This is a genomic window from Marinobacter sp. MBR-99, from assembly GCF_040547575.1.
In the GTDB taxonomy this organism is placed as follows: Bacteria; Pseudomonadota; Gammaproteobacteria; order Pseudomonadales; family Oleiphilaceae; genus Marinobacter.
In genome coordinates, this window is the sequence record NZ_JBEPPY010000010.1 from 161,583 (window position 1) to 179,927 (window position 18,345).

At 55.5% G+C, this 18,345-nt stretch carries 31 protein-coding genes; 1 reads left to right on the forward strand and 30 read right to left on the reverse strand.

The window, feature by feature from the left end; translation table 11 throughout:
• Positions 1–3: 3 nt before the first annotated feature.
• Positions 4–1,374: an MFS transporter gene (locus ABIE59_RS10825; protein WP_354446804.1), complete on the reverse strand. Its 1,371-nt coding sequence runs from the start codon at positions 1,372–1,374 to the stop codon at positions 4–6.
• A gap of 179 nt (positions 1,375–1,553) precedes the next feature.
• On the opposite strand from ABIE59_RS10825, the gene uvrA reads away from it, so the two are divergent.
• Positions 1,554–4,373: an excinuclease ABC subunit UvrA gene (gene uvrA, locus ABIE59_RS10830; protein WP_354446806.1), complete on the forward strand. Its 2,820-nt coding sequence runs from the start codon at positions 1,554–1,556 to the stop codon at positions 4,371–4,373.
• A 65-nt stretch (positions 4,374–4,438) separates the two neighbouring features.
• Here uvrA and rplQ read toward each other — a convergent pair whose 3' ends face one another.
• The 29 genes from rplQ to ABIE59_RS10975 form a co-directional block, all read right to left on the reverse strand.
• Positions 4,439–4,837, reverse strand: coding sequence for a 50S ribosomal protein L17 (gene rplQ, locus ABIE59_RS10835; RefSeq protein WP_058090008.1), 399 nt, complete (start codon positions 4,835–4,837; stop codon positions 4,439–4,441).
• 33 nt (positions 4,838–4,870) lie between these two features.
• Positions 4,871–5,875, reverse strand: a complete 1,005-nt coding sequence (locus ABIE59_RS10840) for a DNA-directed RNA polymerase subunit alpha (RefSeq protein ID WP_008174911.1) — start codon at positions 5,873–5,875, stop codon at positions 4,871–4,873.
• Positions 5,876–5,910: 35 nt separating this feature from the next.
• Positions 5,911–6,531, reverse strand: a complete 621-nt coding sequence (rpsD, locus tag ABIE59_RS10845) for a 30S ribosomal protein S4 (protein ID WP_058090007.1) — start codon at positions 6,529–6,531, stop codon at positions 5,911–5,913.
• An 18-nt stretch (positions 6,532–6,549) separates the two neighbouring features.
• Positions 6,550–6,939, reverse strand: a complete 390-nt coding sequence (rpsK, locus tag ABIE59_RS10850) for a 30S ribosomal protein S11 (protein ID WP_007153992.1) — start codon at positions 6,937–6,939, stop codon at positions 6,550–6,552.
• A gap of 13 nt (positions 6,940–6,952) precedes the next feature.
• Positions 6,953–7,309: a 30S ribosomal protein S13 gene (rpsM, locus tag ABIE59_RS10855; RefSeq protein ID WP_029655315.1), complete on the reverse strand. Its 357-nt coding sequence runs from the start codon at positions 7,307–7,309 to the stop codon at positions 6,953–6,955.
• A gap of 141 nt (positions 7,310–7,450) precedes the next feature.
• The gene (rpmJ, locus tag ABIE59_RS10860; protein WP_004580765.1) at positions 7,451–7,564 is read right to left on the reverse strand and encodes a 50S ribosomal protein L36; all 114 of its coding nucleotides are present in this window, start codon (positions 7,562–7,564) and stop codon (positions 7,451–7,453) included.
• 33 nt (positions 7,565–7,597) lie between these two features.
• Positions 7,598–8,920 (reverse strand): preprotein translocase subunit SecY, encoded by a 1,323-nt coding sequence (secY, locus tag ABIE59_RS10865; protein WP_058090006.1) that lies wholly within the window; start codon positions 8,918–8,920, stop codon positions 7,598–7,600.
• 17 nt (positions 8,921–8,937) lie between these two features.
• Positions 8,938–9,372 carry a 50S ribosomal protein L15 gene (rplO, locus tag ABIE59_RS10870; RefSeq protein ID WP_022989795.1) on the reverse strand — a complete coding sequence of 145 codons (435 nt, stop codon included), beginning with the start codon at positions 9,370–9,372 and terminating at the stop codon, positions 8,938–8,940.
• 1 nt (position 9,373) lies between these two features.
• Entirely contained in the window at positions 9,374–9,562 is a 189-nt protein-coding gene (gene rpmD, locus ABIE59_RS10875) for a 50S ribosomal protein L30 (protein ID WP_007153997.1), read from the reverse strand.
• A gap of 4 nt (positions 9,563–9,566) precedes the next feature.
• Positions 9,567–10,067 (reverse strand): 30S ribosomal protein S5, encoded by a 501-nt coding sequence (gene rpsE, locus ABIE59_RS10880; protein WP_058090005.1) that lies wholly within the window; start codon positions 10,065–10,067, stop codon positions 9,567–9,569.
• A gap of 12 nt (positions 10,068–10,079) precedes the next feature.
• Positions 10,080–10,427, reverse strand: a complete 348-nt coding sequence (gene rplR, locus ABIE59_RS10885; protein ID WP_011784258.1) for a 50S ribosomal protein L18 — start codon at positions 10,425–10,427, stop codon at positions 10,080–10,082.
• Between the two features lie 9 nt (positions 10,428–10,436).
• Positions 10,437–10,970, reverse strand: coding sequence for a 50S ribosomal protein L6 (gene rplF, locus ABIE59_RS10890; protein WP_058090004.1), 534 nt, complete (start codon positions 10,968–10,970; stop codon positions 10,437–10,439).
• A 9-nt stretch (positions 10,971–10,979) separates the two neighbouring features.
• On the reverse strand, positions 10,980–11,372 hold the full coding sequence (rpsH, locus tag ABIE59_RS10895) for a 30S ribosomal protein S8 (RefSeq protein ID WP_354446814.1): 393 nt from the start codon (positions 11,370–11,372) through the stop codon (positions 10,980–10,982).
• An 88-nt stretch (positions 11,373–11,460) separates the two neighbouring features.
• On the reverse strand, positions 11,461–11,766 hold the full coding sequence (gene rpsN / locus ABIE59_RS10900) for a 30S ribosomal protein S14 (protein WP_058090002.1): 306 nt from the start codon (positions 11,764–11,766) through the stop codon (positions 11,461–11,463).
• 12 nt (positions 11,767–11,778) lie between these two features.
• Positions 11,779–12,318, reverse strand: coding sequence for a 50S ribosomal protein L5 (gene rplE / locus ABIE59_RS10905; RefSeq protein WP_058090001.1), 540 nt, complete (start codon positions 12,316–12,318; stop codon positions 11,779–11,781).
• Positions 12,319–12,333: 15 nt separating this feature from the next.
• Complete coding sequence (gene rplX / locus ABIE59_RS10910) at positions 12,334–12,654, reverse strand: 50S ribosomal protein L24 (RefSeq protein WP_061333571.1); 321 nt, start codon at positions 12,652–12,654, stop codon at positions 12,334–12,336.
• A gap of 17 nt (positions 12,655–12,671) precedes the next feature.
• On the reverse strand, positions 12,672–13,040 hold the full coding sequence (rplN, locus tag ABIE59_RS10915) for a 50S ribosomal protein L14 (protein WP_007154005.1): 369 nt from the start codon (positions 13,038–13,040) through the stop codon (positions 12,672–12,674).
• Positions 13,041–13,058: 18 nt separating this feature from the next.
• The gene (rpsQ, locus tag ABIE59_RS10920; RefSeq protein ID WP_044387650.1) at positions 13,059–13,325 is read right to left on the reverse strand and encodes a 30S ribosomal protein S17; all 267 of its coding nucleotides are present in this window, start codon (positions 13,323–13,325) and stop codon (positions 13,059–13,061) included.
• A 1-nt stretch (position 13,326) separates the two neighbouring features.
• Entirely contained in the window at positions 13,327–13,518 is a 192-nt protein-coding gene (gene rpmC, locus ABIE59_RS10925; RefSeq protein ID WP_058089999.1) for a 50S ribosomal protein L29, read from the reverse strand.
• Positions 13,518–13,931: a 50S ribosomal protein L16 gene (gene rplP, locus ABIE59_RS10930; protein ID WP_044387654.1), complete on the reverse strand. Its 414-nt coding sequence runs from the start codon at positions 13,929–13,931 to the stop codon at positions 13,518–13,520. Before rplP ends, rpmC begins: the two co-directional genes overlap by 1 nt.
• A 12-nt stretch (positions 13,932–13,943) precedes the next feature.
• Positions 13,944–14,627, reverse strand: a complete 684-nt coding sequence (gene rpsC / locus ABIE59_RS10935; protein ID WP_058089998.1) for a 30S ribosomal protein S3 — start codon at positions 14,625–14,627, stop codon at positions 13,944–13,946.
• Positions 14,628–14,638: 11 nt separating this feature from the next.
• Positions 14,639–14,971, reverse strand: coding sequence for a 50S ribosomal protein L22 (rplV, locus tag ABIE59_RS10940; protein WP_008940674.1), 333 nt, complete (start codon positions 14,969–14,971; stop codon positions 14,639–14,641).
• 16 nt (positions 14,972–14,987) lie between these two features.
• Positions 14,988–15,263, reverse strand: coding sequence for a 30S ribosomal protein S19 (rpsS, locus tag ABIE59_RS10945; protein ID WP_061333570.1), 276 nt, complete (start codon positions 15,261–15,263; stop codon positions 14,988–14,990).
• Between the two features lie 23 nt (positions 15,264–15,286).
• Complete coding sequence (gene rplB, locus ABIE59_RS10950) at positions 15,287–16,114, reverse strand: 50S ribosomal protein L2 (RefSeq protein ID WP_354446819.1); 828 nt, start codon at positions 16,112–16,114, stop codon at positions 15,287–15,289.
• 17 nt (positions 16,115–16,131) lie between these two features.
• A complete protein-coding gene (rplW, locus tag ABIE59_RS10955) occupies positions 16,132–16,425 on the reverse strand; it encodes a 50S ribosomal protein L23 (protein ID WP_008174862.1) in 294 nt (97 codons plus the stop codon).
• On the reverse strand, positions 16,422–17,027 hold the full coding sequence (gene rplD / locus ABIE59_RS10960; RefSeq protein WP_061333569.1) for a 50S ribosomal protein L4: 606 nt from the start codon (positions 17,025–17,027) through the stop codon (positions 16,422–16,424). Before rplD ends, rplW begins: the two co-directional genes overlap by 4 nt.
• A gap of 11 nt (positions 17,028–17,038) precedes the next feature.
• Positions 17,039–17,677: a 50S ribosomal protein L3 gene (gene rplC, locus ABIE59_RS10965; RefSeq protein WP_354446822.1), complete on the reverse strand. Its 639-nt coding sequence runs from the start codon at positions 17,675–17,677 to the stop codon at positions 17,039–17,041.
• Between the two features lie 75 nt (positions 17,678–17,752).
• The gene (gene rpsJ / locus ABIE59_RS10970; protein ID WP_004580743.1) at positions 17,753–18,064 is read right to left on the reverse strand and encodes a 30S ribosomal protein S10; all 312 of its coding nucleotides are present in this window, start codon (positions 18,062–18,064) and stop codon (positions 17,753–17,755) included.
• 186 nt (positions 18,065–18,250) lie between these two features.
• The coding region (locus tag ABIE59_RS10975) for an EF-Tu C-terminal domain-related protein (RefSeq protein WP_207545791.1) at positions 18,251–18,345 on the reverse strand (95 nt) is incomplete at its 5' end.

Here is an 18,345-nt window from a genome sequence, read left to right on the forward strand (position 1 = left end):
TGTTTAAGAACCCTTACCCTGCCGCACAAATTCAAAGTGCGCAAGCTGATCTTCGTGAAATTGCTGGCGGTCCACCTTGAGGTAAGCGGTTGCCGCGTCTTCCACAATCACCACGTCCTGTACACCGGGCAGGCGGCGCAATATCTCATCAATCTCATCAAAACCGGCAGGCACCACCCGCTCCAGCTCAACCACAAAGCTCGTGGTGTAATTCGGCGCTGGCATCGTCAGCGCTACCAGAAACCAGGTAGCCAAACCACCGGCCATTAACCAGAGAACGCCTTCCAGGCCGGCCGATTGTAGCAAGTAACCGCCCAAGGCACCGCCGAGAAACGCACCAAAAAACTGCGACGTCGAGTAAACCCCCATCGCGGTCCCCTTGCTGGCGGCCGGAGCTTCTTTGCTGATCAACGAGGGCAAGCTCGCTTCCAGGAGGTTAAACGCCATGAAGAAGAAGAACAATACGCCCCAGGCCAGCCAGAGACTCTGCTCCACACCGGTCAGTGCGGCCGTTGCCAGCGAAAGCAGGGCGATGGCACCGCAAAGCACCGGTTTCATCACGCGCTTTTTCTCGCCAATGATGATAAACGGCACCATGGCGAAGAAGGATGTCACCATCACCGTCAGGTAGAACCACCAATGGGAAGCGCTGGCCAGCCCCAACTGATCCTGAAGCATGGTGGGAAACACCAGAAACAGCGCTGTCAGGGCAAAATGGAGGACGAAGATACCGAAGTCCAGGCGCAACAGGCGACCATCTCGCAGCACCCGACCGACCATTTCCCTCGCGGGATGGGTATCCGCGCTGACTTTATGGGCATGAGGCGTAGGCACCACTTTAGCCACGACAACCAGAGCAACCAACGCCATAGCTGCCGTTACATAGAAAATGCCGGACAATCCCCAGACCGCCCCCAACAGAGGCCCAACCACCAGTGACACCGAAAACGAAAGACCAATGGAAATACCTACCAGGGCCATTGCCTTGGTGCGCTCCTCTTCCCGGGTCAGGTCACTCAGCAAGGCCATCAACACGCTGGCAATCGCGCCTGCCCCCTGAAGAATCCGTCCGGCAATCACAACGTATATGGAATCCGTGGAGGCTGCCAGCAGGCTTCCAGCGGCGAACAGCACCAGCCCGATATAGATCATCCGCTTGCGGCCAACCCGGTCAGACAGCAAGCCGAACGGAATCTGCAACAGGGCCTGACTGAGACCATAGGCCCCAATCGCCAAACCAATGAGTGCTGGCGTTGCGCCCTGCAGATCACTACCGAGCAACACGAACACCGGCATGACCATGAACAGGCCAAGCATACGCATTGCGTACACCGAGGCCAAAGCCGTAACAGAGCGTTTTTCAAGCGCGTTCATGCTTACCCGTGCCGGATTGAAAAATTGGGAAGGCAGCCGTTGACTGCAAGCGGCGCATTGTACCAGATGCGCCCCGGGTGAGGGACTACCCAGGGCAGCATCCCCCTGACGGCACAACACCAGTTTCGCCGGGGGCTACCGAAAACGATATAATGGTGGTTTTACTCAAGCGAGGTGTTATGGACCATATCCAGATCAAAGGCGCACGCACGCACAACCTGAAGAACATCGACCTGGATATGCCAAGAGACAAACTCATTGTCATCACCGGGCTGTCAGGTTCAGGAAAATCCTCACTGGCCTTCGACACCCTCTACGCCGAAGGACAGCGCCGGTATGTAGAGTCTTTGTCTACCTACGCGCGGCAATTCCTGTCGATGATGGAAAAACCCGATGTTGACCACATCGAAGGCCTGTCACCCGCCATTTCCATTGAACAGAAGTCCACATCCCATAATCCGCGCTCAACTGTTGGCACCATCACTGAGATCTACGATTACCTGCGCCTGCTTTTCGCCCGGTCCGGCGAGCCCCGCTGCCCTGACCACGGCCAGCCACTGGAGGCGCAAACCGTAAGCCAGATGGTGGACCAGGTTCTGGCCATGCCCGAAGGCAGCAAGCTGATGATCCTGGCACCGGTGATCCGTGACCGCAAAGGCGAACACCTCCAGGTAATCGACACCATGCGCAGCCAGGGCTTTATCCGCCTTCGGATCGACGGCACGGTTTATGACATTGATGATGTTCCCGCATTGGACAAGAAACGGAAACACCAGATTGATGTCGTGGTAGACCGCTTCAAGGTCAAAGAGGGCCTTGAACAGCGGTTGGCAGAGAGCTTTGAAACCGCCCTGGAACTGGCCGACGGCATCGCTCTGGTCGCCCCGATGTCCGGCGACGGCGAAGAACAAACCTTCTCGGCCCGCTATGCCTGTACCCAGTGCGGCTACTCACTCAGTGAGCTTGAGCCCAAACTGTTCTCCTTCAACAATCCCGCCGGCGCCTGCCCAACCTGTGATGGCCTGGGTGTTCGTCAGTTCTTCGATGCCGAGAAAGTGATCCAGAACCCGGAAGCGACCCTGGCCTCCGGAGCGATCAAAGGCTGGGACCGGCGCGCGGTCTATTATTTCCAGATGCTTACCAGCGTGGCTGAACATTACGGCATAGACCTCGAGACTCCATGGGAAGACTTACCGGAAACTTTTCAGCGGGCCCTGCTCTATGGTTCTGGCAACGAAGATATCAGCTTCCGATACGTCAATTCCCGCGGCCAGATCATGGAGAAGGCGCACCCTTTTGAAGGCATTCTCCCGAACCTGGAGCGCCGCTACAGGGAGACAGACTCCCAAAGCATGCGCGAGGAACTGGCCCGCAATCTGAGCACCCAACCCTGCAAAGACTGCGGCGGCAGCCGGCTTCGCCGCGGCGCCCGCAACGTCTTCATCGAAGAAAGAACGCTACCGGAAATCACTCACCTGCCCGTCGGCGACGCCCACCGCTACTTCAGCGAGCTGGCCCTGCCAGGCCGAAAAGGTGAAATTGCCGAAAAAATCCTGAAAGAAGTCCGGGAACGCTTACAGTTTCTGGTCAATGTCGGCCTCGAGTATCTGACCCTGGAACGCAGTGCCGATACCCTCTCCGGCGGCGAGGCGCAGCGCATTCGCCTGGCCAGCCAGATCGGTGCCGGCCTGGTAGGCGTCATGTACATCCTCGACGAGCCCTCCATCGGCCTGCACCAGCGCGATAACGATCGACTGCTGGCAACCCTGACCCATCTGCGGGACCTCGGTAATACCGTGATTGTGGTGGAGCACGACGAAGACGCCATCCGTGCCGCAGATTATGTTATCGATATTGGCCCTGGTGCCGGCGTACATGGCGGCGAAATCGTCGCCCGTGGCACCCCGGAAGAAATCATTGCCAACCCGGCCTCGATGACCGGCCAATACCTCAGCGGCGAGAAAGAAATTGCCGTGCCACCCACCCGCAACAAGGGTAACGGCCAACATCTGGTGCTCTCAGGCGCCACTGGCAACAACCTGCAGGATGTCACCCTCTCGCTACCATTGGGGATTATGACCTGTGTGACCGGAGTATCCGGTTCCGGCAAGTCCACCCTGATCAACAGCACCCTGTACCCGGTAGCAGCCGCCAAACTGAACAAGGCCACCAGCCTGAATCACGCCCCCTATAAAACCATCAAAGGCCTGGACCACCTGGACAAAGTTATCGACATAGACCAGAGCCCCATCGGGCGCACGCCGCGCTCAAACCCGGCCACCTACACCGGCCTGTTCACCCCCATCCGTGAACTCTTCGCGGGCACCCAGGAAGCCAGGTCCCGCGGCTACAAGCCCGGCCGATTTTCCTTCAACGTCAAGGGCGGTCGCTGCGAAGCCTGCCAGGGCGACGGCGTAATCAAGGTGGAAATGCACTTCCTGCCCGATGTCTACGTGCCCTGCGACATCTGCAAAGGCAAACGCTACAACCGTGAGACCCTGGAAGTCCGCTACAAGGGCAAGAACATCAACGAAGTGCTGGAGATGACCGTAGAGGAAGGGCGGGAATTCTTCGATGCCGTCCCCTTTATCGCCAGAAAACTGCAAACCCTCATGGACGTGGGCCTGTCCTACATCCGTCTTGGACAGAGTGCGGTCACCCTATCGGGTGGTGAAGCCCAGCGGGTAAAACTGGCCAAGGAACTGTCCAAGCGCGACACCGGCAAAACCCTGTACATCCTCGACGAGCCCACCACCGGTTTGCACTTCTACGATATACAGCAGTTGCTGAACGTCCTTGAACGCCTGAGGGATCACGGCAACACCATCGTGGTCATCGAACACAACCTGGACGTGATCAAAACGGCCGACTGGATTGTCGACCTGGGACCAGAGGGTGGCTCTGGCGGAGGGCAGATTATTGCCGAGGGAACGCCGGAGGAAGTAGCGGACAATCCGGCATCCCATACAGGGCGTTATCTGAAGCCTATGCTCCAGTAGGTTTTCGCCACAAAAAAACCGGGAACCTTTCGGAACCCGGTTTTTTTTGAACTAAAGCGTAGATTTTATTCTTCGCCTTCGTCCACTTCTTCAGCTTCGATGTCCAGAGGACGGCCGACCAGCTCTACAAATGCCATAGGGGCATTGTCGCCAGCACGGAAACCGCACTTCAGAATACGAAGGTAACCACCCGGACGCTCGCTGTAACGGGGACCCAGCTCATTGAACAGCTTGGCTACCGCAGCATCGCTACGCAGGCGTGAGAACGCCAGACGACGATTTGCAACCGAATCATTCTTTGCGAGCGTGATCAACGGCTCGGCTACACGACGAAGCTCTTTGGCTTTCGGCAGCGTTGTCTTGATCAGCTCATGTTCAACCAGTGACGCAGTCATGTTACGGAACATGGCCTTGCGATGCGCACTGGTCCTGCTGAACTTACGACCACTCTTACGATGACGCATTGCTCTGATTCCTTACCTTAAACTAATCGGCGATCAACCGCCCAGAACCCGGTCATCACCACGAAGGCTTGCCGGCGGCCAGTTATCAAGACGCATGCCCAGAGACAAACCACGGGACGCAAGAACGTCCTTGATCTCGGTCAGCGACTTTTTGCCAAGGTTAGGCGTCTTCAGCAGCTCCACTTCGGTGCGCTGGATAAGATCGCCGATATAGTAAATGTTTTCTGCCTTCAAGCAGTTAGCTGAACGCACAGTCAATTCCAGATCATCAACCGGGCGCAGCAGAATCGGATCGATTTCTTCCTCTTCTTCTACACGCTCTGGCTCTTTCTCATGATCGAAATCTACAAACACAGCCAGCTGCTGCTGGAGAATCGTGGCCGCCCGGCGAATCGCTTCTTCCGGATCGATGGTGCCATTTGTCTCCAGATCAATAACAAGCTTGTCCAGATCTGTACGCTGCTCAACCCGTGCGCTTTCGACGGCATACGCCACTCGGCGAACCGGGCTGAACGTAGCATCAAGCTGCAAACGTCCGATGGCACGAGTTTCATCCTCGTCCAGACCACGCTGATCAGCCGGCTCATAGCCGCGACCGCGGGCAACACGCAAACGCATGTTGACTTCGCCGTTCTCGCTCAGGTGACAGATCACGTGCTCGGGGTTAGCGATTTCCACATCGTGGTCCAGCTTGATATCGCCGGCGGTCACTACACCCGGGCCCTTCTTGCTGAGCGTCAGCTCAGCATCGTCACGGCCGTTCATCTTTACGGCGACGCCCTTGAGATTCAGAAGAATCTCGATGACGTCCTCCTGGACACCCTCAATGGCGCTGTACTCGTGCAGGACACCGTCGATCTGTGCTTCAGTCACGGCGCAGCCCGGCATCGAAGACAAGAGAATGCGACGCAGTGCGCTACCCAGGGTATGGCCGAAACCGCGCTCAAGCGGCTCCAGTGTCACCTTGGCGCGCGTGGCGCTGGATTCTTTCACGTCAATGGTACGAGGTGTCAATAACTCATGTACTGAACGCTGCATAGACGCCCCTATCTGCTATCGTTGCTAACTGGGCTTTACTTAGAGTAAAGCTCGACGATGAGGTTCTCGTTGATGTCGGCCGGCAGTTCAGTACGCTCAGGTACTGACTTGTAAACGCCGGACATCTTGTTGGCGTCAACCTCTACCCAGCTTACCGGTGCGCGGCTACCAGCCAGATCCAATGCACCTTTAACGCGCAGCTGGTTTTTGGCTTTCTCACGCACACTCACAACGTCGCCCGGCTTGACTTGATAGGACGGCACGTTGACCGGCTTATCGTTCACCAGGATCGCCTTGTGAGAGACGAGCTGACGGGCTTCTGCACGGGTAGAACCAAAGCCCATGCGATACACAACGTTATCCAGACGACCTTCCAGAAGTTGCAGCAGGTTTTCACCGGTTGCACCCTTCAGGCGAGCGGCCTCTTTGTAGTAGTTGCGGAATTGCTTCTCGAGTACGCCGTAGATACGACGGACTTTCTGTTTTTCACGAAGCTGTACGCCGTACTCGGACAGACGACCGCGACGCGCGCCGTGCATACCCGGCGGAGTCTCGATGTTGCACTTCGAATCGAGCGCGCGTACGCCGCTCTTCAGAAAAAGATCTGTCCCTTCACGACGAGACAGCTTGCACTTCGGGCCTATATAACGAGCCATATTTCACTGTCTCCTGTGTTAGACGCGGCGCTTCTTGGGCGGACGACAGCCGTTATGGGGAATCGGCGTCACATCAGTGATGTTGGTGATCTTGTAGCCACACGCGTTCAGCGCGCGAACTGCAGATTCACGTCCGGGCCCAGGACCCTTAACCTCTACGTCCAGGTTTTTAAGGCCGTATTCAGCAGCCGCATTACCGGCTCTTTCAGCTGCTACCTGCGCAGCAAAAGGTGTACTCTTACGTGAGCCGCGGAAACCGGAACCACCTGAGGTGGCCCAGGACAGGACGTTGCCCTGACGGTCCGAAATGGTCACGATGGTGTTGTTGAAGGACGCGTGAATGTGCGCGACGCCATCAACAACCGTCTTTTTCACCTTTTTACGGGTACGTGTACCTGGCTTTGCCATGTTTGCCTACCTGTTACTTACGAATAGGTTTGCGAGGACCTTTACGGGTGCGGGCGTTGGTCTTGGTGCGCTGGCCACGGACCGGAAGTCCATGACGATGACGCAGACCACGGAAGCAACCGAGATCCTTCAAACGCTTGATGTTCATCTGTACTTCACGACGCAGATCGCCTTCGACGGTGAACTTGCCCACTTCGGTACGAAGTGCTTCAAGCTGCTCGTCGCTCAGGTCTTTGACCTTGACGTCCGGCTTAACGCCGGTTGCATCGCAAAGCTTCTGGGCTGTTGTCTTGCCAACACCAAAGATGTAGGTGAGCGAGATAACAGCATGTTTGTGATCGGGTATATTGACACCGGCTATACGTGCCATCCAAATTACTCCGCGTTCAAAGCTTTGCTGTGTGAATTTTCCGCCACAAAAAGGGCGCGAAATAATAGCGCCTGACCCGCTCGCGAGTCAAGCGCTACTATTCCGAACCCCTTTTACAATGTCAGAGCGATTTCTTGGAAATCAGCCCTGGCGCTGCTTGTGACGAGGCTCCGTGCAGATGACTCGAACTGAGCCATTGCGACGAATTACTTTGCAGTTACGGCAAATTTTCTTTACCGAAGCGCGTACTTTCATTGTCGACTCCAGTTTTCAAGGGGAACGGCTGTGTCAGCCGTTCCGACCATAGCCCTTGAGATTGGACTTCTTCATCAGCGATTCATACTGATGGGACATCAGGTGCGACTGAACCTGAGCCATGAAATCCATCACCACGACTACAACAATCAGCAGTGAGGTACCACCAAGATAGAAAGGTACATTACCTGCCACCATCAGGAACTGAGGGAACAAGGACACTGCTGCAATATACATAGCCCCGAACAACGTCAGACGGGTCAGTACACCATCGATGTACTTGGCAGTCTGCTCTCCTGGGCGAATGCCCGGGATGAACGCGCCGGAACGCTTGAGGTTATCCGCAACTTCCTTCGGGTTGTACATCAGCGCTGTATAGAAGAAGCAGAAGAAGACCACTGCTGCTGCGAACAGGATGATATACAACGGCTGGCTCGGAGCCAATGCCTGAGAGATGTCACTCAACCATTCCATGCCCTCGCCCTGACCGAACCACTGGCCCAACGAGGCCGGGAACAACAGGATCGACGAGGCAAAGATCGGCGGAATAACACCGGCCATATTGACCTTCAGCGGCAAATGACTGGACTGCTGGGCGAATACCCGGCGGCCCTGCTGCCGTTTTGCGTAATTGATGGTCAACCGCCGCTGGCCCCGCTCCATGAACACCACGAAGCCAACCACCGCGATCGCCAACACACCAATACCGAGCACTACCAGCAGGCTCATTTCACCGTTACGGGCCTGCTCCAGAGTCTGACCAATGGCGCCCGGCAAGCCGGCGACAATCCCTGCGAAAATCAGCAGTGATATACCGTTGCCAACGCCACGCTCGGTGATCTGCTCGCCGAGCCACATCATGAAGACGGCACCACACACGAAAGACACCACCGCCACAAAGTGGAAGCTGAAGCTGTCGTTGAAGGTGACGCCCTGTGAGGCCAACCCTACAGAAATACCAAAGCCCTGAACCAGGGCCAGGACAACCGTACCATACCGCGTATACTGGCTGATCTTGCGACGACCCGCCTCGCCTTCCTTCTTCAGCTGCTCAAGCTGCGGACTGACCGCAGTCATGAGCTGCATGATAATAGAAGCCGAAATATACGGCATAATACCGAGTGCGAAGATACTCATGCGCTCAAGCGCACCACCGGAAAACATGTTGAACAGACTCAGGATAGTTCCCTGATTCTGGTCAAACAGTGCCGCCAACCGGTCCGGGTTGATGCCTGGTACCGGGATGTGGGCACCGATCCGGTACACCAACAATGCCAGAAACACGAACCAGAGCCGCGAACGCAGCTCTGCAAATCCTTTTCCGGCGCCCGCAGGCAATGATGCTGTCTTGGCCATTTAGTCCTCGACTCGTCTTAGTCTTCGACTTTCCCACCCGCGGCAATGATTGCCTCGCGTGCGCCTTTGGTGACACGTAGCCCTTTAACGGTTACCGCGCGATCCAGCTCACCGGACAGCATAACCTTGGCTTCGCGAATTTCTTCGCGAATGATGTCAGCCTTCTTCAGTGCAGCCAGATCGACCACGTCGCCTTCAACCTTCGCCAGTTCGTTCAGGCGAATTTCGGCAACATAGCGCTGCTGGCGGGAAGTGAAACCAAACTTGGGCAGACGACGGGCCAAAGGCTGCTGACCACCCTCGAAACCAGGCGCTACAGAGCCACCGGAACGGGATTTCAGACCTTTATGACCGCGACCACCAGTTTTACCCAGACCGCTACCGATACCACGACCAACACGCTTGGCGGAAGGACGTGAACCAGGTTCCGGAGCAAGTTCGTTCAGACGCATCTTAGTTCTCCTCAACCTGCACCAGGTAGTTAACCCGGTTGATCATGCCGCGAATAGAAGGGGTATCTTCCACTTCAACGGTATGACCGATTTTACGAAGACCCAGGCCTTTCACACACAGCTTGTGCTTGGGCTGACAGCCGATCGGGCTGCGGGTCAGAGTTACTTTGATCGTTTTTGCGTTCGCCATGACTTCAACCCAGAATATCTTCGACGGATTTACCGCGCTTGGCTGCAATATCTTCAGGCGCCTTCATGGCCTGCAGACCCTTGATGGTAGAACGTACAACGTTCACCGGGTTGGTAGAGCCATAGCACTTGGACAGCACGTTGTGTACGCCGGCCACTTCCAGTACCGCACGCATCGCACCACCGGCGATAATACCGGTACCTTCGGATGCAGGCTGCATGAACACCTTGGAGCCACCGTGCTGGGCACGAACTGCGTACTGCAGGGTGGTGCCGTCAAGGGCCACGTCTACCATGTTCTTGCGAGCAGCTTCCATCGCCTTCTGGATGGCAACCGGGACTTCCCGGGCCTTACCACGACCGAAACCAACGCGTCCTTTGCCATCACCCACTACAGTCAGTGCGGTGAAGGCAAAAATACGGCCGCCTTTAACTACCTTGGCGACGCGATTGACCTGAACCAGCTTTTCCTGGAGCTCAGGCGCCTTCTGTTCGTTAACGCTCATCTTCTCCACCTCTTAGAATTGCAAGCCAGCTTCACGGGCTGCGTCGGCCAGAGCCTGTACACGACCGTGATAACGGTAACCTGAGCGGTCAAAAGCGACCTTCTCAATGCCTGCCGCCTTGGCACGCTCAGCAATCAGCTGACCGACCTTTTTGGCAGCGTCCACGTTACCGGTTGCACCCTGGCGCAGTTCCTTATCCAACGTGGAGGCAGTGGCCAGCACTTTGCTGCCATCTGCAGTCGTAACCTGGGCATACATATGACGCGGCGTGCGGTGAACGCACAGACGGTCGGTACCCAGTTCACGGATCTTCATGCGCACTTTGCGTGCGCGACGCAATCTTTCGTTATTCGCGCTCATAGTCCCGCCTTATTTCTTCTTGGCTTCTTTGCGTCTGACCTGCTCATCCGCATAACGAACACCCTTGCCCTTATAAGGCTCGGGCGGACGGAACGCGCGGATTTCAGCAGCGACCTGGCCAACCTGTTGCTTGTCGATACCGCGAATCACAACTTCCGTATTGGACGGAGTTTCAGCGGTAACACCCTCGGGCAGCTCGTACTCGACCGGGTGAGAAAAACCCAGTGTGAGATTGAGCTTCTTACCTTGCGCCTGCGCACGATAACCTACGCCCGTCAGCTGCAGCTTACGCTCCCAGCCTGTGGATACGCCGGTAACCATGTTGTTAACCAGCGCACGAGTAGTACCAGCAAGAGCGCGGGACTGTTTCGCACCATCGCGGGCCGCAAAGCGAAGAGAACCCTCTTCCTGCTTCACTTCAACCGCTTGGTGAATGGTGAATTGGAGAGCTCCCTTGGAGCCCTTCACATTAATTTCCTGTCCGTTCAGCTTAACCTCAACACCGGAAGGCAGCACGACAGGATTATTGGCAACCCTGGACATGTGTATCTCCTAGAATACGGTGCAGATGACTTCGCCACCCACGCCTGCAGCACGTGCGGCGCGGTCTGTCATAACGCCCTTGGACGTTGAGACAATCGCGACTCCCAGACCGCCGGAAACCTTCGGCAGTTCCCCAGCGCCTTTGTACTGGCGCAGACTCGGACGGCTGACCCGCTTGATCTCTTCGATAACCGGCTTGCCGCCGAAGTATTTCAGAGTGATGGTCAGCTCGGGCTTCGCGTCAGCTGAAACAGAAAAATCTACTACGTAGCCTTCGTCCTTAAGGACCTGGGCCACGGAGACCTTCATTTTTGAAGACGGCATCGTCACATCAGCTTTCGATGCCATCTGGGCATTACGGATACGGGTAAACATATCCGCAAGCGTGTCTTGCATACTCATTAGTATGAGGCTCCTGATCTTTTTAGTTGTGCAGCGGCGTGCCGCACCGCTTACCAACAGGCACCTGACCGAAGTCAGGCGACCTATCTTACCAGCTTGCCTTGGTCAGGCCCGGAACGTCACCGCGCATGCCGTACTCACGGAGTTTGATCCGTGACAGTTCGAACTTGCGCAGAACGCCGTGGGGACGACCAGTCACCTGGCAACGATTCCGAAGACGTGAGGGACTCGCATCACGAGGCAGCTGTTGCAGCTTCATTTGCGCGTTCCAACGATCTTCTTCGCTGGTATTCGGGTTTTTGATAATCGCCTTGAGCTCGGCGCGCTTGGCTGCGAATTTTGCCACAGTCTTTTCGCGCTTGAGCTCACGGTTTTTCATTGAAACCTTCGCCATGTCACTCGTTCCTTATTTCTTGAACGGAAAGCCAAAGGCTTTCAACAGTTCGCGACCTTCATCGTCGGTACCGGCAGTGGTGGTGATGGTGATATCCAGCCCGCGGATCTTGTCGACTTTGTCGTACTCGATCTCAGGGAAGATGATCTGCTCACGAACACCCATGCTGTAGTTACCGCGACCGTCGAAGGATTTAGGGTTCAGACCGCGGAAGTCACGAATGCGGGGAACCGCAATGTGCACCAGGCGATCAAAGAAATCCCACATACGCTCACCGCGCAGGGTCACCTTACAGCCAATCGGCCATCCTTCACGGATTTTGAAGCCCGCGACGGATTTGCGTGCCTTGGTGACAACCGCTTTCTGACCCGCCAGGCGTTCAAGATCCGCCACAGCGTTTTCAATCAGCTTTTTGTCACCAACTGCTTCGCCAACACCCATGTTCAGGGTGATTTTCTCGATACGCGGCACCTGCATAACGTTCTTGTAACCGAACTCTTTCTGCAGGGCGGGTACCACTTCCTTAGTGTACTGCTCTTTCATGTTAAGCATCGTAACCACCACCGCTTACTGGTTATCGACAGCTTCGTTCGTGGACTTGAAGATCCGCACTTTGCTGCCGTCTTCCTTGGTCTGGAAGCCGACACGATCGGCTTTGCCGGTCTGCGGATTAAAAATAGCCACGTTGGAAGCCTGGATAGGCGCTTCTTTCTCGACGATACCACCCGGGGTGCCGAGCATCGGGTTCGGCTTCGTGTGCTTCTTCATCATGTTGATGCCAGAAACAATCACACGGCCGTCGTCCTGAACCTTCAGGACTTTACCACGTTTGCCTTTGTCTTTCCCCGTGGTGACGATTACTTCGTCATCTCGTTTGATCTTTTTCATAACCGGCCTCTGGTCCTTTAAAGTACTTCGGGTGCCAGTGAGATAATCTTCATGAACTTCTCGTTACGCAGTTCACGGGTAACCGGTCCGAAGATACGGGTACCAATGGGAGCGTCCTGATTGTTCAGAAGTACCGCCGCGTTACCGTCAAAACGGATCAATGAACCGTCCGGACGACGCACACCCTTACGGGTACGTACTACAACAGCCTTGAGGACCTGGCCTTTCTTCACCTTACCGCGGGGGATGGCTTCCTTAACGGTTACCTTGATGATATCCCCAACGCTCGCATAACGCCGGTGAGATCCGCCCAGGACCTTGATGCACATAACCTGACGTGCACCACTGTTATCCGCGACTTCAAGCATTGTTTGAGTCTGAATCATGGTTGTTCTCCGGGCGAATTACACCTTGGACGCGCGTTCGGTGACTTCCACCAGGGCCCAGCTTTTGGTCTTGGAGACCGGGCGGGTTTCCTGAATGGTTACGATGTCGCCGATGTTGCACTGATTGCTTTCATCGTGCGCATGGATCTTGGTCGAGCGCTTCATGTACTTGCCGTACAGAGGATGTTTCACCTGACGCTCAACCAGGACCACGATGGACTTGTCCATCTTGTTGCTCACGACCTTGCCGCTCAGAGTTCTGGCAGTTTGGGTAGCTTCGGTCATGTCACTGTCCTGCCTTTTCATTCAATACCGTTTTAACGCGAGCGATATCGCGCTTCACCTTGCCGAGGAGGTGAGACTGATTCAGCTGACCTGTCGCTTTGCGCATGCGCAGGTTGAACTGCTCCTTCAGGAGGTCGATCAGCTCTTTGTTCAGCTCCTCGACTGACTTTTCACGCAGCTCTGTTGCATTCATCACATCACCGTCCTCGTTACAAAGGTGGTCTGTACCGGCAGTTTGGCCGCTGCAAGAGTGAAGGCCTCACGAGCGATTTCCTCGGAAACACCTTCCATCTCGTACAACATGCGGCCTGGCTGAATCTCAGCCACCCAATACTCGACAGAACCTTTACCTTTACCCATCCGTACTTCAAGCGGCTTACCGGTGATCGGTTTGTCCGGGAAAACCCGGATCCAGATCTTACCGCCCCGCTTGATACGACGTGTCATAGTACGACGTGCCGCCTCAATCTGGCGCGCAGTTATACGCCCGCGACTGGTCGCTTTCAATCCGTATTCACCGAAGCTCACCTTGTTGGCGCGGTGAGCAAGACCGGTGTTACGGCCTTTCATTACCTTGCGGAATTTGGTGCGTTTTGGTTGCAGCATAAGAGTGCCCCTTTACTTAGAACCTTTCTTCCCAGAGGCTTTCTTGTCAGCACGGACCTGCTCCATACCACCAAGAATCTCACCTTTGAAGATCCATACCTTTACGCCGATAACGCCGTAAGTGGTGTGCGCTTCATAGGTTGCATAATCAATATCTGCACGCAATGTGTGCAGAGGTACACGACCTTCGCGATACCACTCGGAACGTGCGATTTCAGCACCCCCAAGACGACCGCCAACCTGAATCTTGATACCCTTGGCACCCTGACGCATGGCGTTCTGAACCGCACGCTTCATAGCGCGACGGAACATCACACGACGCTCCAGCTGACCGGCAACGTTCTGCGCTACCAGGCGGGCATCCAGGTCCGGCTTGCGGACTTCTTCGATGTTGATGTGCACGGGCACACCCATCATGTCGCTGACTTCGCGACGCAGACGGTCAACATCTTCACCCTTTTTACCGATAACAATACCGGGGCGGGCGGTATGGATCGTGATCCGGGCGTTCTGAGCAGGGCGCTCGATCACGATCTTGCTGACAGACGCCTTAACCAGACGCTTGTCCAGGAACTCGCGAACCTGAATATCATTCAGCAGATTCTTCGCGTAGTCCTTCTTGTCGGCATACCATACTGAGTTGTGCTCTTTGATCACACCCAGGCGCATGCCGGTTGGATTTACTTTATGACCCATCTGAGCATCTCCTACTTGTCGGCGACCTTGACGGTGATATGACAGGTGCGCTTGAAAATACGGTCAGCGCGCCCCTTGGCTCGAGCTTTGATTCGCTTGAGCGTTGGGCCCTCATCCACCATGACGGTGGAAACCCGCAGATCATCTACGTCCAGACCTTCGTTGTGCTCAGCGTTGGCAATGGCGGATTCAAGAGCTTTCTTGATCACAACCGCTGCCTTCTTAGGGCTGAAAGTCAGAATGTTCAGGGCGTCCTCAACAGCCTTGCCGCGTACCTGGTCGGCAACAAGACGTGCTTTCTGAGCTGAGAGGCGAGCGCCCTTGTACTTGGCTGCTACTTCCATTTCTATTACCTCACAATCAGCGTTTAGCTTTCTTGTCGGCCGCATGACCACGATAAGTACGCGTTGCCGCGAACTCACCCAGCTTATGTCCGACCATATCTTCGGTGACATAAACCGGCACGTGCTGCTTGCCGTTGTGGACTGCAATGGTCAGGCCTACCATCTCCGGAAAGATTGTTGACCGGCGGGACCAGGTTTTGATCGGCCGCTTGTCACTTGTTTCCAGAGCTGCCTCGACCTTCTTCAACAGATGCAGGTCTATAAAAGGACCTTTCTTCAAAGAACGTGGCACAGCATTTACCTCTATGTAGTCGTTTACTTGGCTGAACGACGACGTACTATCATCTTGTCAGTACGTTTGTTCTTACGAGTCTTATGCCCTTTGGTCGGAACACCCCACGGAGTAACCGGGTGACGCCCGCCAGAGGTACGCCCTTCACCACCACCATGTGGGTGGTCAACTGGGTTCATAGCAACACCACGTACTGTTGGACGTTTACCGCGCCAACGTGATGCACCCGCTTTACCAAGCTGCTTGAGGCTGTGCTCGCTGTTGGATACTTCACCCAGCGTTGCACGGCAATCTACAAGCACCTTACGCATTTCACCTGAACGCAGGCGGATAGTGGCATAAGCCCCTTCCCGAGCTACCAGCTGTACGGATGCGCCCGCGGAGCGAGCCAGCTGGGCACCTTTGCCAGGCTTGAGTTCGACGCAGTGGATCACAGAACCAACCGGAATGTTCCGGAGCGGCAGAGTGGAGCCCACCTTAATCGGCGCGTCGACGCCGGAACGCACAGGGTCACCTGCTTTCATACCCTTGGGAGCGATGATGTAGCGACGCTCGCCATCGGCATACTTCAGCAGTGCGATGTGCGCAGAGCGGTTAGGATCGTATTCCAGGCGCTCAATGATCGCCGGAATACCATCTTTGGTCCGCTTGAAATCGATTACACGGTAGTGCTGCTTATGGCCACCACCAATGTGACGAGTAGTAATGCGGCCAGCGTTGTTACGACCACCTGACTTACTCTTAGTTTCTACCAACGGCTCGTAAGGACGTCCTTTGTGCAGATCCGGGTTGTAAAGTTTTACAACGTGACGGCGTCCGGCAGATGTTGGCTTGGTTTTGACGATCGGCATATTACGACCCCTTTACCTTATTCCACATCCAGAAAATCGATGTCCTGACCTTCTGCCAGCTTGACGTAAGCCTTACGAATGTCATTACGCTTGCCGAACCCGCGGATAGTGCGCTTGAGCTTACCCTTACGGTTCAGAACCTGAACACCTTCGACGGTGACGTTGAACAGCTGCTCAACGGCTTTCTTGATCTCCGGCTTGGTCGCGTCCGGTGCTACACGGAATACCACCTGACCACGCTCGGCTGCCAGAGATGCTTTCTCTGATACGTGCGGCCCCAGCAGGACCTTATAGATACGCTCCTGATTCATCCCAGCATCTCCTCGATCTTCTTCAGAGCGGGAACAGTTACCACGACGTTTTCGTAGGCAACCAGGCTGACCGGATCCAGACCTGCCACGTCGCGAACATCCACGTGAGGAATGTTGCGGGAAGCCAGGTGCAGGTTCTGCTCAACGCTATCGGAAAGAATCAGAGCGTTAGATACACCCAGATCCTTCAGCTTGGCGGTGAATGCCTTGGTCTTGGGACTGTCAACGTTCATATCGTCAACAACCACCAGACGCTCCTGACGGACCAGCTCGGAAAGAATGGAACACATAGCCGCACGATACATCTTGCGGTTAACTTTCTGTTCGAAATCACGGGGCTTGGCAGCAAAAGTTACGCCACCTGAACGCCAGATCGGGCTACGGATGGTGCCCGCACGAGCGCGACCGGTGCCCTTCTGACGCCACGGTTTCTTGCCACCGCCGCTGACTTCGGAACGTGTTTTCTGAGCCTTGGTACCCTGACGGCCAGCTGCCATGTAGGCAGTTACCACCTGGTGCACCAGTGCTTCATTAAAATCTTTGGCAAACGCAGCGTCGGAAACAGAGATCCCCTTGCCGCTACCAGTAATTGTCAATTCCATCGCACCGCTCCTCAGGCTTTAACTGCAGGCTTGATGACAACGTCGCCGCCAGTCGCACCAGGTACGGCACCACTTACCAGCAGCAGGTTGCGCTCGGCATCGACACGGACGATTTTCAGGTTCTGCACAGTGACCTGCGCGTTACCCATCTGACCGGCCATCTTTTTACCCTTGAATACCTTGCCCGGAGTCTGGTTCTGACCAATGGAACCCGGAGCACGATGAGACAGGGAGTTACCGTGAGTAGCGTCCTGCATGGAGAAGTTCCAGCGCTTGACGCCACCCTGGAAGCCCTTACCTTTGGACTGACCAGTGGCATCAACCACCTGACCGTCTTCAAACACAGAGACTGTCAGCTCGCCGCCTGCTGCGAGGTCTTCACCTTCGCCATCGGCCAGACGAAATTCCCAAACGCCACGACCAGCTTCAACACCCGCTTTCGCAAAGTGACCAGCAGCAGCCTTGCTAACGCGGGAGGCACGACGAGAACCTACGGTTACCTGCACAGCGCGGTAGCCGTCGCTTTCGAGAGTTTTCAGTTGGGTAATGCGGTTGGGCTCAACCTCGATTACCGTTACGGGCAGCGCCTGCCCTTCGTCCGTAAAAATACGGGTCATACCGGCCTTACGACCGACAACACCAATTGCCATGTTTCACCTCTTAAGTGTACGGGGCTTGCACCCTCTATGGCCTGTGACAGTTACACAGACTAATACCGGGCGGTATTAGCCGAGGCTGATCTGAACGTCTACACCTGCAGCCAGGTCCAGTTTCATCAGAGCATCCACTGTCTTCTCCGTCGGCTCAACAATGTCGAGCAGACGCTTGTGGGTACGAATTTCATACTGATCACGCGCGTCTTTATTGACGTGCGGAGAGATCAATACCGTGTACTTTTCCTTGCGCGTCGGCAGAGGAATAGGACCACGCACCTGAGCGCCGGTCCGCTTGGCGGTATCGACGATCTCCTGCGTGGACTGGTCGATCAGGCGATAATCAAACGCCTTCAACCGGATTCGAATCTTTTGGCTTTGCATGATGCACCAAACTCCACTCGTAGCAGCTACTAGTTAGCCGACCTTCAAAAAAAGGAGCCGCATTGTATGCATAATACCCAACCCTGTCAACATCATTGATATTGACGAAGGTCAGGCAGACTTTGCGACTTAAACAGAAAAAGGGGCTGAACCAGTCAGCCCCTTTTTCCTGATCAAACGAGCAGATTACTCGATGATCTTGGAGACCACGCCGGCACCAACGGTACGGCCGCCTTCACGAATCGCGAAGCGCAGACCATCTTCCATGGCGATCGGAGCGA

Excerpts from the sequence above, each read along its gene's own strand:
- rplW (WP_008174862.1), bottom strand. The coding sequence starts at position 16,425 with ATGAATCAGGAGCGTATCTATAAGGTCCTGCTGGGGCCGCACGTATCA.
- rpmC (WP_058089999.1), bottom strand. The coding sequence starts at position 13,518 with ATGAATGCAACAGAGCTGCGTGAAAAGTCAGTCGAGGAGCTGAACAAA.
- rplD (WP_061333569.1), bottom strand. The coding sequence starts at position 17,027 with ATGGAATTGACAATTACTGGTAGCGGCAAGGGGATCTCTGTTTCCGAC.
- rplC (WP_354446822.1), bottom strand. The coding sequence starts at position 17,677 with ATGGCAATTGGTGTTGTCGGTCGTAAGGCCGGTATGACCCGTATTTTT.
- ABIE59_RS10840 (WP_008174911.1), bottom strand. The coding sequence starts at position 5,875 with ATGCAGCGTTCAGTACATGAGTTATTGACACCTCGTACCATTGACGTG.
- rpsQ (WP_044387650.1), bottom strand. The coding sequence starts at position 13,325 with ATGACCGAAGCTACCCAAACTGCCAGAACTCTGAGCGGCAAGGTCGTG.
- rplN (WP_007154005.1), bottom strand. The coding sequence starts at position 13,040 with ATGATTCAGACTCAAACAATGCTTGAAGTCGCGGATAACAGTGGTGCA.
- rpsN (WP_058090002.1), bottom strand. The coding sequence starts at position 11,766 with ATGGCGAAGGTTTCAATGAAAAACCGTGAGCTCAAGCGCGAAAAGACT.
- rpmJ (WP_004580765.1), bottom strand. The coding sequence starts at position 7,564 with ATGAAAGTACGCGCTTCGGTAAAGAAAATTTGCCGTAACTGCAAAGTA.
- rplB (WP_354446819.1), bottom strand. The coding sequence starts at position 16,114 with ATGCCGATCGTCAAAACCAAGCCAACATCTGCCGGACGCCGTCACGTT.
- rpsE (WP_058090005.1), bottom strand. The coding sequence starts at position 10,067 with ATGAGCGTTAACGAACAGAAGGCGCCTGAGCTCCAGGAAAAGCTGGTT.
- rpsM (WP_029655315.1), bottom strand. The coding sequence starts at position 7,309 with ATGGCACGTATAGCCGGTGTCAATATACCCGATCACAAACATGCTGTT.
- rplF (WP_058090004.1), bottom strand. The coding sequence starts at position 10,970 with ATGTCCAGGGTTGCCAATAATCCTGTCGTGCTGCCTTCCGGTGTTGAG.
- rplO (WP_022989795.1), bottom strand. The coding sequence starts at position 9,372 with ATGCGTCTGAACGAACTTGCTCCGGAACCTGGTTCACGTCCTTCCGCC.
- rpsK (WP_007153992.1), bottom strand. The coding sequence starts at position 6,939 with ATGGCAAAGCCAGGTACACGTACCCGTAAAAAGGTGAAAAAGACGGTT.
- rplP (WP_044387654.1), bottom strand. The coding sequence starts at position 13,931 with ATGCTGCAACCAAAACGCACCAAATTCCGCAAGGTAATGAAAGGCCGT.
- uvrA (WP_354446806.1), top strand. The coding sequence starts at position 1,554 with ATGGACCATATCCAGATCAAAGGCGCACGCACGCACAACCTGAAGAAC.
- rplR (WP_011784258.1), bottom strand. The coding sequence starts at position 10,427 with ATGAGCGCGAATAACGAAAGATTGCGTCGCGCACGCAAAGTGCGCATG.
- rpsJ (WP_004580743.1), bottom strand. The coding sequence starts at position 18,064 with ATGCAAAGCCAAAAGATTCGAATCCGGTTGAAGGCGTTTGATTATCGC.
- rplV (WP_008940674.1), bottom strand. The coding sequence starts at position 14,971 with ATGGAAGTAGCAGCCAAGTACAAGGGCGCTCGCCTCTCAGCTCAGAAA.
- rpsH (WP_354446814.1), bottom strand. The coding sequence starts at position 11,372 with ATGAGTATGCAAGACACGCTTGCGGATATGTTTACCCGTATCCGTAAT.
- rplX (WP_061333571.1), bottom strand. The coding sequence starts at position 12,654 with ATGAAAAAGATCAAACGAGATGACGAAGTAATCGTCACCACGGGGAAA.
- rplE (WP_058090001.1), bottom strand. The coding sequence starts at position 12,318 with ATGCTTAACATGAAAGAGCAGTACACTAAGGAAGTGGTACCCGCCCTG.
- rpsD (WP_058090007.1), bottom strand. The coding sequence starts at position 6,531 with ATGGCTCGTTATATAGGCCCGAAGTGCAAGCTGTCTCGTCGTGAAGGG.
- rplQ (WP_058090008.1), bottom strand. The coding sequence starts at position 4,837 with ATGCGTCATCGTAAGAGTGGTCGTAAGTTCAGCAGGACCAGTGCGCAT.
- rpsC (WP_058089998.1), bottom strand. The coding sequence starts at position 14,627 with ATGGGTCATAAAGTAAATCCAACCGGCATGCGCCTGGGTGTGATCAAA.
- ABIE59_RS10825 (WP_354446804.1), bottom strand. The coding sequence starts at position 1,374 with ATGAACGCGCTTGAAAAACGCTCTGTTACGGCTTTGGCCTCGGTGTAC.
- secY (WP_058090006.1), bottom strand. The coding sequence starts at position 8,920 with ATGGCCAAGACAGCATCATTGCCTGCGGGCGCCGGAAAAGGATTTGCA.
- rpmD (WP_007153997.1), bottom strand. The coding sequence starts at position 9,562 with ATGGCGAACGCAAAAACGATCAAAGTAACTCTGACCCGCAGCCCGATC.